This window comes from Paenibacillus sp. FSL R7-0128, from assembly GCF_038002245.1.
Taxonomy (GTDB): Bacteria; Bacillota; Bacilli; order Paenibacillales; family Paenibacillaceae; genus Paenibacillus_AQ; species Paenibacillus_AQ silagei.
Genome location: NZ_JBBOCD010000001.1, coordinates 4,975,268 through 4,987,260, shown reverse-complemented (window position 1 = coordinate 4,987,260; position 11,993 = coordinate 4,975,268). Strand labels below are relative to the sequence as shown.

The window sequence follows — 11,993 nt, the reverse complement described above, 5'->3', positions numbered from 1 at the left end:
GCGAAAAGGAATGAGTGCAATGTCAGGACAACTGGTGAATACAGCTTATGGGCAACTGAAGGGAGAAGCGGGGAACGGCGTGAACGTGTGGCGCGGCATCCCGTTCGCTGCCCCGCCGCTCGGAGAGCTGCGCTTCCGGGCACCGCAGCCGCCGGAGTCCTGGAGCGGCGTACGGGAGGCCATCAAGTTCGGACCGGTCAGCCTGCAGCCGGTCAGCACCAGCGGGACGCGGTTCGGTGGGACCACCCCGGTCTACGATGAAGATTGTCTATATCTGAATGTCTGGTCCCCGGCGGTAGCGGAGGAGACCGGGGCGCTGCCGGTAATGATGTGGATTCACGGCGGCACCTTCGTTACCGGCGCAGGCAGCCAGCCGATGTTCGAGGGCAGCAAACTGGCTGTCTCCGGGAACGTCGTGGTGGTTACCGTGAATTACCGGCTGGGTCCGCTCGGGTTCCTGCATCTGTCTCCGCTGGGCGGAGGGCTGGGCAGTAACCTGGGGCTCCTGGATCAGATTGCTGCCCTGGAATGGGTGCAGCAGAATATCGCTGCATTCGGCGGTGATCCGGCGCGCGTCACGGTCTTCGGTGAATCGGCAGGAAGCATGAGCATTGCCGCGCTGCTGGCGATGCCTGCGGCGAAGGGACTGTTCGCCCGGGCTATTATGGAGAGCGGGGCGGCGCAGACGCTGAATGGGGAGCAGGGCGGGCAGATTGCCGCCGCATTGCTGGCCGAGCTGGGTCTTCAGCCCGGCAGCGACACACAGCTGTTGCATAAGCTCCCGGCCGGAGAGATTATGGAAGCCGCAGGCCGGATGGCGTACAAGCTGTCCGGAGACTCGATGAATATGTTCTTCCAGCCGGTCGTTGAGCCGGGAACCCTGCCGGTTGAGCCGGTACAGGCCATTGCGGCTGGAGCCGCCAGCGGCATTCCCGTGCTGATCGGAACGAATCTGCACGAAGGCAATCTGTTCTTCCGCGAGGGGCAGAAGGCCGATAATTTCGAGCAATCGCTCAAAGCGCTGGAGCAGCTGATGGGAGTAGACGACCTCTCCGAGCTGACCTCGGATTACAGCCATACCTGGGAAGGACAGGCGGAGGTGCTGACCGACCTGTTCTTTTGGGCCAGCTCGATTTCGTTCGCGGAGAAGCAGCAGGGACATGCCCCCGTCTGGATGTACCGATTCGACTGGACGGTGCCCGGGCATCCGCTGCTGGAGAAGGCCATTCACGGAGCGGAGATTCTATATGTCTTCAACAATCTCCCGCTGCTGAAGCAGTATGGCCTGAACGTGACGCCAGACATGGAGGCAGTGGCGGAGGCAATGCAGACCGCCTGGACAGCCTTCGCCCATGGTGGAGATCCGGCAGCGCCGGGACTGGATTGGCCGCAGTACACACCGCAGACGCGGGCAACCATGATATTTGACCAATCCTCGGGCGTGGTGAACGACCCGGACGGGGAGAAGCGCAGACGGATTTTCGAGTATTATACGGGATAAGTTTACAAATGCAGCCCTCGCCGGAGGAAGACCTCCGGGAGGGCTGCTGCCTGTGTGAGGGCCGGATGTAGGCGAAAAACCGAACAGAATGTGATGGCTGAGCGCGTGCGGGCCCAATGTATGCGGAAAACCGAATACAATGGGCAAGCGCGGGGGTGTGCGGGTGAATGTATGCCATCAGATAGCGATGAGGCCCAGGCACCAGCATCCCCTTACACCGTAAGGATGCTGGTGTTCTGCTTATTTTACCGGAGTATACCCAGTCTTCTCCACCAGTTCCTGGCCCTCGGCGGACAGAATCCAGTCCAGGAAGGGCTCAATGTTCGGGTTGGTGCTGCCGGCCGTTACGGCATAGAATTCCACGGCGAGCGGGTATTCGCCGCTGCGGATGGTCTCCTTGGAGGGTGGCACCTGATCGATAGCCAGCAGCTTGATCTCATCGCTGGCATTCATCTGTGAGGCGTAGAACAGAAAGCTGAAGCCGATCGCGTTATTGAAGTTGCGGTAGCTGGCGGTCAGGCTGATAATCCCGCTCATCACATCCGCGACATTCTCCTTCGGGGGAGCCATCAGCTGGCGGTCCTCCATGATTTTTTGCAGCTTGGTCTGGCTGCCGCTGTTCTCTTCCCGCTGAAAAGCACGGATAGACGCCTTCTTGCCGCCAACCTCCTTCCAGTTCGTGACGGTGCCGGAATAGATATCCTTAATCTGCTCTACCGTTAAGCTGTCCACCGGATTGCGCTTGTTGACGAAGAAGACGAACGCTTCGCGCCCGATCGGAGTGAGCTTCAGCTCCCGGCCTGCCAGCTTCGCCTCCTTAGTCTGGGCGGCCGAAGGGGCTGCAGCAAAGATGATATCGGCCTGTCCCGTAATGAGCCGCTTGTAGGCCTCGGAGGTGCTGGTACACACAACGAAATCTGTCCCGTCCTTCTCAATGTAGGGAGTATAGTTACCTTGCGGATACACGGCCTGGGCAAAAGCGGAATACAGCGGATACAGCGCAGTTGCACCATCCAGACGAGGCAATTGCTCCGTAAGCTGATAGGACGCCTTGTGATCGAGGGAAGCAGCTTTGGTATTCGCCTCAAAGGGGGCATAGTCAAACAGCTCGACCTCCGGCTCCCTCACTTCCGCAAGGCTGTTCACATACGCTTGTCTGATCTCATGGCCTGCGGCTGTCAGCACACAGATTCCGGCAAAAGCGGCCAGGATCATCCGCCGTACCTTCCTGCTGAACAGGCCAAAGATGCTGAACACGGAGAGTACAGCCAGCCCTGAAGCGACGACGAGGGCCAGCGGACCATAGAAGAGCATCCCTCCTGTAAAAGCGGCGACAACATAAGCCATAAAGCCGAGGATGGCAAGGCCGGCCAGAGCTAGGATGGAATACAGCAGATTGGTCGGAAAGCTTCTTTTCATGATGACCTCCAAATAAAATCTCTATAATGGGTATGATTAATGCTCATACTATAGTGTATCGCAAGCCGCCGTTTCTGCCAAACGAACCAGAACCTGGATACGGTACGCAGATTTGCTTGGCAGAATGATTGTTTTAATGATTATTTAATGAAATATAATGATTATTTTCATAAAAAGCTGGACGAAATGAATAATCAGAGGTATTCTGGGATTGTGAAAATAATAACAGAATACAAGATTCTCGGGGTAAGGTGAAATTCCTGACCGGCGGTGATGTTCGTGAGAACTAAGCCCGCGACTCGTTACTCTATCACAAGAGGAAGCGACTGATCTGGTGACAATCCAGAGCCGACGGTAAAGTCCGGATGGGAGAGGATCATAAGATAAAGGCAGGCGGGTCTATTCCGTATGTCTTTATTGATAACGCCCCCGATGTTTGTCCTGTTCTCAGGACTCACGGGGGTTTTTGGTCTCTATCGAGGGTTTGTATCGACAAGGAGAATGAAAGATGAGTAATGTATCTGCTTCATCCCAAGGCGTGCGTACCGCACCGGTGCGCAGCGGATTCTGGCTGGTGGTTCTGGGGGCGGCCTTATGGGGAGTTGACCCGCTGTTCCGCATTATCCTGCTGAAATCCCTGACTTCGTCCCAGATTGTACTGCTTGAGCATGTTGTGCTCTTCCTGGTTGCCGCTCCGGTAATGTGGCGCAATCGCGCAGAGCTGAAGGGTGTCCGTCTGCGCCAGGCCGCAGCGCTGCTCGTGGTATCGTGGGGCGGCTCAGCCGTAGCGACCATTTTGTTCACCAAGGCCTTATCCAACGGAGACTTCAATGCCGTGCTGCTGCTCCAGAAGCTTCAGCCCTTGTTCGCCATTGGTCTTGCCGCTGTTATTCTAAAAGAACGCCTGCCGCGCAATTTCGCACCGCTGCTTATTGTTGCGCTGGCCGGGACGTACCTGCTGACCTTCGGCTGGACGATTCCCTTCGGCCATGTGAACAGCTTCATGGGCATAGGAAGCCTGATGGCGCTGGGCGCTGCTGCTTTGTGGGGCGGCTCTACAGTCATGGGCCGTTATCTGCTGGGCTCAATGAAATATGAGACAGTAACCTCACTGCGCTTCATTCTGGCGCTCCCGTTGCTGTTCGTAATTACAAGTATGGAAGGCGCCCCGTGGCAGATGAGCGGCGGAGTCAGCGGCTCGGCGGCAGTTGCCATTAACCTGCTGCTGCAGGCGCTGCTGCCCGGACTGCTCAGCATGCTGCTCTACTACAAGGGACTGAATACGACCAAAGCTTCGGTAGCAACCCTGGCCGAACTCAGCTTCCCGATGACCGGTATTCTGATTAACTGGGTGGTCTATCAGCAGCTTGTAACCTTGCCGCAGATTGTCGGCTTCGCGCTGATCTGGACGGCGCTGTTCTTCATCTCCAGTCAGCAGAGGGATCAGCTGCAGCCGGCCAAATAGAATTAACTTCATAGCGCTACAGTCTGAGGGGACATACCCCAGGACCTGGCGTAACATACAGAGAGGATGTTCCTACACGGCCGCGCCGTCCGGGAACATCCTCTTTGTTGTATAGGCAGACTCGGGGCAGGGGGGCCGCCGCTGGAGTGATTTTATTTCACATATGGAGTGACCTTAATGCTTTTGTACCCAAGCTCCTTAAGCTGCGCTGGTGCGATATACAGTCTGCTTGCCGAATTGAAGCTGTTCACAGGGGTGAGGACCGCGTGATTGCTACCGTTTGTAATTTTAAAGATGTAAGCAGCGGAAGGGTCGCCTGTTGCGCTAATGTTCATGACTTCGATCTTCCAGCCGAGGGCCGCTGCAAGCGGCTTCACCGGTATCCACTCTTGTCCGCCCTTAGTGAATATGGTGGATACATCCACACTTTTTCCGTCCAGATTCAGGTTGTGTTCATAGGCTAAGGTGATCGGCATCTCCGTGACAGGCAGCTCTTTCAGCAGCATCCCCTTAGGGAATGTGACTTCCGGTCTTGAAGATGGAGCAGCAGGGAACAAGGCTTCAAGCTCGCGGGCATCCTTGACCAGCCGTGACGATCCGTCCTTCAGATTATAGATCCATGGGAGGCGTTTGGGCTCGTTTTTGACATATTGCAGCAGTCCCTTCGACAAGTTCCAGTTGTTCAAGGTCCCCCTCAGCAGCTCCTGCCGCTTCCCGGTGGACGGATCGTACGTACTGATCACATTCTGCCTGGCAGCCTCATTATATCCGCTCTCAAGCAGCGTATGCTGGTTAATCCACCGGGCATTGTAGTACCGCTGAGTAGCATAATAGACAGATACTTTGCCAGTCGCCGTATTTTTCAAATACTGATCACCGAATTTCGCGATATAGCCGTCCGGCTGCCGTTCATAACGGGAACGCTCCAGAACACCCCAGCGGCCATCAGGAGAGAGGGCGTATTCGCTTTTGCGCATAATGGACTGGCTCTGCGTATCATAGACATAGGCTTGCTCCGGATCATCCATCCCCGTCAATTGCAAGTTCCCGCTGTCACTCTTCCGGAAATGTGGAAAAGCCTCCGGCCATTTACTATATGTCCCATCCGGCTGCCGGGCAATGACAGCATTGATGAACTGGTTCCCGTCCAATTGACTCACCGAATACAGCTGGACGTTGCTGCTCTTGCTGGTATAGGAATCGTATACCTCGATCTTCTCGGCTGCATGTGCTGTGAGCGGCGCAGCGAATGCCAGAAGCATCGATGCAGAGAGAACCATCCGTAAGGAGTGGTGCAATGCTTGTCTCATATGAACTTCCATCCCTTCTGTGTAAATAACTGTAACTATAGACGGCCCTGAGGCAGGAAAAGTTTCGGTGGTCCTGCGTAAGTCACGATGAATTGCGGAGGAGAAGAGTAAAAATAAGCCTTTTTTCCCATACTACCCTTATTCTTGCCGTAGGACCGCATCACACCTGAGCTTAAGGAGGCCCGCAGATGAACACTGATTCCCCGGCTACATGCATATATATCCAGCTTAAGAACCGGGTGACGGTGCCCAAGGGCAAGGGGGTGCTGCTGCGCGATGTCGCTTATCTGATCACTGATCCGCAGTGGCGGGAGCCGCTCTATACACTGCTTGTGCTTCAGCCGAAGGAGAGTGACGGCAATCTGATCCTGATTGATCTGCTGACCGTCATTCCCCGGATTCAGGATGTGTACCCCGATGCGGAGATTCAGCCGATTGGCGAAGGCCGCACCATTGTCCAGATTGAAGGTCCGTCTACGGCTGCTAAACCTTCTATAGCCCTGTTCGTGCTGGTCTGGCTGCTGCTGTTCTTCGGCTCGGCGCTGACGATTATGAATTTCCATGCCGATGTCAGCATGCTGGAGGTACAGATCCGGATTGTGGAGATGCTGACCGGCCACAAGGACGAGCATCCTTATCTGTTTCAGATCGCCTATTCGCTGGGCATCGGGTTTGGGATGGTGATTTTTTTCAATCATTTGTTCAAAAAGAAATGGAACGAGGAGCCTACCCCTCTTGAGGTGGAAATGTTTCTGTATCAGAAGAATATCGATCAATATGTAATCAACGAGGAGTACCGCAAAATGAAACGCCGCAGGGACGAGGCGCCCGGCAGCCGGGAGGGGAGCACATGACCGCACCAATGTCACTCGGACTTCATCTGCTGCTTGGGATTGCCGGGGGAATCGCAGTGGGCGGCGGGGTGATTGCGCTATTCGTAGTGCTGGACCTCATCCCCCGGCTGGCGCAGCTTACCTCCTCCTATGACAAGGTTCACTGGTATGAGGGAGCGATGGTCGGCGGTTCCCTGCTGGGGACGGTGAGCGATTTCTGGAACTGGAAAATGGCGGCCGGCCCGCTGATTGAGCTGGGGGTCGGCCTGTTCAACGGCATATTTATCGGCATGCTGGCGGCGGCTCTGACGGAGGTGCTGAATGTCCTGCCAATCCTGGCTAAACGTCTGCATATGACCCATCTGCTGCTTGGTCTCTTAATGGCGATGGTATGCGGCAAGGTAGCGGGGTCGTTGTTCGACTTTTTTGTATATCAACAGTAAAGGGGGCTGGGGAGTGAGGTATATTCACAGCGGTGATCAGATAGAGACGGATCAAAAGAAGGACCGTTCTGCGCAGCAGAAATCGCCGGAGAAAAAGGCGCCGGAGCAGGAAGAGCAACCGGCTGCGTCCCAGAGCGGCATAGGACAGGAGCTGGAGGCGTCAGCGGAGCTGGGCGCGGTGACGGGGCAGAAGCCGCCGGAGCAAAAAGAGCAACCGGCTGCATCCCAGAGCGACATAGGAAAGGAGCTGGAGGCATCAGCGGAGCTGGGCGCGGTGACGCGCCCGATTGAGGGCGGGCAGGAGAGCCCGTCGGGCCTGGATGCTGCTCCGTCAAATAGTGGCGGGGATACTGGTGGCGGCAAGAACGCAGTAACTGGAGAAGGTGAGGATAGCGGCGGTAAGAACGCAGCAACTGGAGAAGGTGAGGATAGCAGCGGTAAGAACGCTGCATCTGGAGATGGCGGGGCTGTCGGCGGGAAAGATGCTGCGGCTACAGATAATGAGGCCAGTCCCGGCGATGATCCCGCCTCCGAGAACGGAGACGGTCAGGAATCGTCCGGCGGAGGAATCAAAGGGTTCTTCAGCAGTCTGTTCGGCGACGATGCCGGGCCGGAGGAAGCATCTGCGGAATCCGGTACGGGAGACCAGGCAGCAGACGATTCGCAGCAGGGAATACAAGGTGCAGAAGATTCTGCCTCCGCCGGTTTTGCAGGCCCGGAATCAGCAGATTCCGAAGGTGCGGGTGCACCCGGGCAGACCGGAGCTGCACAGGCAGGGACAGATCATTCAGGAACGGATCATTCAGCTGCGGATTCCGGAGCGGGACAGGGAGCCCATGAAGACGGCAGAGGCCAGTCTCAGGATATGGAAACCTCGGACGAGTTGGGGGCTCAGACGCAGGATAAGAGCCATAAAGGCTTTTTTGCCAGATTATTTGGAGATGATGAAGAGCCTGAGGATCAGGAGGACGGTCAGGAAGCTGGTCAGCCCCAGCAGCCGGAGCAGTCTGCCCCCAAGCAGTCTGCCCTTAAGAAGTCCGCCCCTAAGAAGGCCAAAGCCGGTCAGGGAGCGGATTCTGCAAGCAAGTCCAATGACCCTCTGCAGCAAAAACGTGACAATGAACGCTCTGACTCCCTGGAGCAGTCGATTACTTATTGGCAAGGCAACGACAAGATCCCGCAATCCCTGGCTGATGCGAAGAATACACTGACCGAGGTACTTGGGCTGGGCTCCTCCTTCGATATTGTGTTCAGGGAAATGTCCTTCGGCGGGAAAAGTGCGGCGCTGCTCTGCATCAGCGGCTTCGCCAAGGATACGATTATCGATGAAATTCTGAAGCGCCTGACGTATCTGACCCCCGAAAATGTATCGACAGATGTACTCGCCAGCTTCATGAGTGAATATATTCCCCATGTCCAGGTGGAAAAAGGCGAGCTGTTCAGCGAGAGCATCAACAAAGTGTTAGCCGGCATGAGCGCGTTCTTCATTGAAGGGGAATCGCAGGTTATCATCATGGATACCCGTTCGTATCCTTCCCGCAGCCCGGATGAGCCGTCGATTGAGCGGGTGGTCCGCGGATCGCGGGACGGCTTCACAGAGACGCTGCTAAGCAACGTGGCTCTGGTTAGAAGACGTATCCGCGACCCTGGGCTGAAGCTGGAGATGCATCAGATTGGACGGCGGACCCGGACAGATGTCTGCTTAGCTTACATCGATGATATCGTGGATAAGACCCAGGTGCAGGCCGTTACGGACAAGCTGAAAAGCGTCAATCTCGACGGCATTCCCCTGGCGGACAAGCAGCTGGAGGAAGCGATTGTCGGCGGCGGCTGGAACCCCTATCCGCTGGTCCGTTATTCGGAACGGCCGGATATTGTCGCTTCCCATCTGCTGGAGGGCCGGGTGGTTGTGTTTGTCGATACTTCTCCGAGTGTCATGGTGCTGCCGACGACGTTTTTTGATCTGTGCCAGCATGCGGAAGAGAACCGCCAGACGCCTTTTATGGGAACCTATCTCCGCTGGGTCCGCTTCATCGGGATCTTTGCATCGATGTTCCTGCTTCCGCTATGGATGCTGATGGTTCTCCATCCGGAGCTGAAGCCCGGCATGCTTGATTTCATCGGTCCGCAAAAATCAGCCAATCTCCCGCTCATTGCCCAGTTCCTGATCGTTGAGCTGGGGGTAGACCTGCTGCGGATGGCTGCAGTGCATACACCGACGCCGCTCGGCTCCGCGATGGGGCTGATCGCTGCCATTCTGGTGGGTGATATCGCCGTACAGACCGGGCTGTTTGTCAATGAAGTGGTGCTCTATATGGCGGTGGCCTCTATAGGGATGTTTGCAACGCCGAGCTACGAGCTGGGGCTGGCCAACCGGATTGTCCGGCTTGCGCTGCTGCTGGCGGTGGCTGCTTACGGCATCCCCGGCTTCATGATCGGGACGACGCTGCTGGTGGTGCTGCTGACCACGCACCGTTCGTATAACTCTCCTTACATGTGGCCGTTTATACCATTTAATGCAAAAGCCATGGCGGAGATCCTCCTGCGTCAGCCGGTGCTCAGCTCCAAAACAAGGCCATCCTTCAACAAAACAAGAGATAGCACCCGGATGCCTGAGCATAAGGATGCCCCGCGCAAGTCGTAGGAAAATACAAATCAACTGCAAAAAAGTCCATTCAATGGTGTTCCCTCTGTCTGTTATACTGAATATACTGAACAGCCCCGCAATAAGCCGGATCTGTATTCTGAGCATCTGTTTCAGGAACGCATCGGGGCCCCAAATCATATACTAGACAGGGTGGAACGGATGATTCCACAGAAATTGGAGGACTGCGCAATGTTTTTACACGGGACGAGCCGAATCAATGATGCAGGGCATTTGGAGATCGGCGGATGTGATGTAACCGAATTGAAGGCGGAGTATGGGACACCGCTATATATAGTGGACGAGCAATTGGTCCGCCGCCGCTGCCGCGAGTATATGGAGGCGTTCACAGCTTCCGGTCTCGGGTTCCAGGTGGCTTATGCCAGCAAGGCGTTCTCGACAATGGCGATGTGCCGGCTTGCGGATGAGGAAGGCCTGTCGCTGGACGTGGTCTCCGATGGAGAGCTGTATACTGCGCTGCAAGCCGGTTTCCCGGCGGAACGCATTCATTTCCACGGCAATAATAAGACACCGGATGAGATTGAGATGGCGATCGATGCAGGGATTGGCTGCTTTGTCGCCGATAATCTGGTGGAGCTCCGTCTGCTTCAGTCCATTGCCGCCCGCAGAGAAGTGACTGTTAATATTCTGCTGCGCGTTACGCCTGGAGTGGAAGCCCATGCCCATCATGCCTACGCATCGACAGGACAGACCGACTCCAAATTCGGCTTTGATATCGGCAACGGCTCGGCCCGTGAAGCGGTCAGTCTGGCTGACAGCCTGGCTAATCTGAACCTGCTCGGCGTGCATTCGCATATCGGGTCGCAGATTTTTGAGACCGAGGGCTTCCAGCTTGCCGTTGAACGTATTGCCGAGTTCACCCGTACCGTCAAGGAAGAGCTGGGAATCTCCTTCCCTGTAGTCAACCTGGGTGGAGGCTTTGGAATCCGTTATGTGGACGGCGATACGCCGCTGCAGGTGTCCGAATATGTCGCAGCCATCACAGATGCAGTGAAGACCCACTTCGCTGGCATTAACGATTCGCTGCCGCAGATCTGGGTAGAGCCGGGCCGCAGTATCGTAGGGGATGCCGGAACGACTCTGTACACGGTTGGAACCAGCAAGGAAATTCCGGGAGTGCGCAAATATGTAGCTGTTGACGGCGGCATGACCGATAATCCGCGTCCGGCCCTGTATGAATCCAAGTACGAAGCGCTGTTGGCAAGCCGTGCGACTGAGCCTAACGTGGAGAAGGTATCCATCGCCGGCAAATGCTGTGAGAGCGGCGATATGCTGATCTGGGACGTTGAGCTGCCTAAGGTGGAGAGCGGCGATCTTCTGGCTGTGGCCTGCACAGGCGCCTACAATTACTCCATGGCCAGCAACTACAACCGTATCCGCCGTCCGGCGGTGGTGTTCGTGCAGAACGGGCAGAGCGATCTGGTTGTACGCCGCGAGTCCCATCAGGACATTGTTGCCAATGATATTGTGCCTGCACGGATTGCCAAACAAGCCGTTACGAAATAAGAAGACTATAGGGTTGTGCTATAGCGGCAGGCGGGAAGACATCCCGCTTGCTTTGCTTTGTGCTCCGTTTCATAGTAAACTAATAAACGTGTTCTACATTTGTCATTTCGAAAGGGGTCATTTACATATGGCTAAGCAAGCGAAAATTACACTCGAAAACGGCGGCGTTGTGCTGATCGACTTGTTCGATCAGGATGCGCCTAATACAGTAGCAAACTTTGAGAAGCTGGCAAAAGACGGCTTCTACAACGGATTGTTGTTCCACCGCGTGATTCCAGGCTTCGTAGCACAAGGCGGCTGCCCGAACGGAACAGGCACCGGCGGTCCTGGCTACACCATCAACTGCGAGATCAACCCGAACAAGCACGAGCGCGGCTCCCTGGCTATGGCCCATGCCGGCAAGAACACAGGCGGAAGCCAGTTCTATATCGCTTACGCTCCACAGCCGCACCTTGACGGAGTACACACAGTATTCGGTAAAGTGGTTGAAGGCATGGATCTGGTTGACGCTTTCAAAGGCCGCGACAAGATGACCACCGTTGAAATTGTAGAAGCTTAATACAAGTACTCCATTGACGCTATAGGGGGAGGTTCTCCTCTTCCTAAGGCATCGCCGAAGCACCCGGCTGGGTATCCAGCCGGGTGCTTTTTGCCGTACGGAGAATTGTACGAATAGCAGTTGGATTTCCTCCACTTGCTCAGGAGCTGAGGAAAACTTGTCAGGAAACAGTTGGAAAAACAGCACTTAAAATGCTGCAAATCGAACAGAGTGGAGTGAATACACGAAATTAAATGACGTTTATCCAATTAATTTCCTCGAAAGCTCCAAATCATCCGAAACAAGATACGTT

Annotated in this window: 9 protein-coding genes and 1 riboswitch; of the genes, 7 read left to right on the top strand and 2 right to left on the bottom strand. The window is 55.6% G+C overall.

The genetic code is table 11. The features are described 5' to 3' along the window. Positions 1-19 precede the first annotated feature (19 nt). On the top strand, positions 20-1,501 hold the full coding sequence (locus NST26_RS21095; RefSeq protein ID WP_340951590.1) for a carboxylesterase/lipase family protein: 1,482 nt from the start codon (positions 20-22) through the stop codon (positions 1,499-1,501). A gap of 240 nt (positions 1,502-1,741) precedes the next feature. Here the strand turns inward: NST26_RS21095 and NST26_RS21090 are convergent, their stop codons facing one another. Continuing rightward, on the bottom strand, positions 1,742-2,920 hold the full coding sequence (locus NST26_RS21090; RefSeq protein ID WP_340951592.1) for a PstS family phosphate ABC transporter substrate-binding protein: 1,179 nt from the start codon (positions 2,918-2,920) through the stop codon (positions 1,742-1,744). Between the two features lie 233 nt (positions 2,921-3,153). After that, positions 3,154-3,301: riboswitch (FMN riboswitch) on the top strand. Between the two features lie 127 nt (positions 3,302-3,428). Between NST26_RS21090 and NST26_RS21085 the strand changes: the two genes are divergently transcribed. After that, positions 3,429-4,385: a DMT family transporter gene (locus NST26_RS21085; protein WP_340951594.1), complete on the top strand. Its 957-nt coding sequence runs from the start codon at positions 3,429-3,431 to the stop codon at positions 4,383-4,385. 152 nt (positions 4,386-4,537) lie between these two features. Here NST26_RS21085 and NST26_RS21080 read toward each other — a convergent pair whose 3' ends face one another. After that, positions 4,538-5,695: a hypothetical protein gene (locus NST26_RS21080; protein ID WP_340951597.1), complete on the bottom strand. Its 1,158-nt coding sequence runs from the start codon at positions 5,693-5,695 to the stop codon at positions 4,538-4,540. Between the two features lie 188 nt (positions 5,696-5,883). On the opposite strand from NST26_RS21080, the gene NST26_RS21075 reads away from it, so the two are divergent. From NST26_RS21075 to NST26_RS21055, 5 genes are all read left to right on the top strand, one after another. Further along, positions 5,884-6,549: a stage V sporulation protein AA gene (locus NST26_RS21075; protein ID WP_340951600.1), complete on the top strand. Its 666-nt coding sequence runs from the start codon at positions 5,884-5,886 to the stop codon at positions 6,547-6,549. Beyond that, on the top strand, positions 6,546-6,971 hold the full coding sequence (locus NST26_RS21070; RefSeq protein ID WP_340951603.1) for a stage V sporulation protein AB: 426 nt from the start codon (positions 6,546-6,548) through the stop codon (positions 6,969-6,971). The genes NST26_RS21075 and NST26_RS21070 overlap by 4 nt, the downstream gene beginning before the upstream one ends. Before the next feature lie 883 nt (positions 6,972-7,854). After that, positions 7,855-9,615 (top strand): spore germination protein, encoded by a 1,761-nt coding sequence (locus tag NST26_RS21065; RefSeq protein ID WP_445323374.1) that lies wholly within the window; start codon positions 7,855-7,857, stop codon positions 9,613-9,615. A 192-nt stretch (positions 9,616-9,807) separates the two neighbouring features. Continuing rightward, the gene (lysA, locus tag NST26_RS21060) at positions 9,808-11,142 is read left to right on the top strand and encodes a diaminopimelate decarboxylase (protein WP_209870088.1); all 1,335 of its coding nucleotides are present in this window, start codon (positions 9,808-9,810) and stop codon (positions 11,140-11,142) included. A 127-nt stretch (positions 11,143-11,269) separates the two neighbouring features. Next, a complete protein-coding gene (locus tag NST26_RS21055; RefSeq protein ID WP_036727386.1) occupies positions 11,270-11,701 on the top strand; it encodes a peptidylprolyl isomerase in 432 nt (143 codons plus the stop codon). Positions 11,702-11,993 lie beyond the last annotated feature (292 nt).

What these genes read in the sequence shown, in the direction of transcription:
- NST26_RS21095 (WP_340951590.1), top strand. Translation starts at nt 20, where the DNA reads ATGTCAGGACAACTGGTGAATACAGCTTATGGGCAACTGAAGGGAGAA.
- NST26_RS21090 (WP_340951592.1), bottom strand. Translation starts at nt 2,920, where the DNA reads ATGAAAAGAAGCTTTCCGACCAATCTGCTGTATTCCATCCTAGCTCTG.
- NST26_RS21085 (WP_340951594.1), top strand. Translation starts at nt 3,429, where the DNA reads ATGAGTAATGTATCTGCTTCATCCCAAGGCGTGCGTACCGCACCGGTG.
- NST26_RS21080 (WP_340951597.1), bottom strand. Translation starts at nt 5,695, where the DNA reads ATGAGACAAGCATTGCACCACTCCTTACGGATGGTTCTCTCTGCATCG.
- NST26_RS21075 (WP_340951600.1), top strand. Translation starts at nt 5,884, where the DNA reads ATGAACACTGATTCCCCGGCTACATGCATATATATCCAGCTTAAGAAC.
- NST26_RS21070 (WP_340951603.1), top strand. Translation starts at nt 6,546, where the DNA reads ATGACCGCACCAATGTCACTCGGACTTCATCTGCTGCTTGGGATTGCC.
- lysA (WP_209870088.1), top strand. Translation starts at nt 9,808, where the DNA reads ATGTTTTTACACGGGACGAGCCGAATCAATGATGCAGGGCATTTGGAG.
- NST26_RS21055 (WP_036727386.1), top strand. Translation starts at nt 11,270, where the DNA reads ATGGCTAAGCAAGCGAAAATTACACTCGAAAACGGCGGCGTTGTGCTG.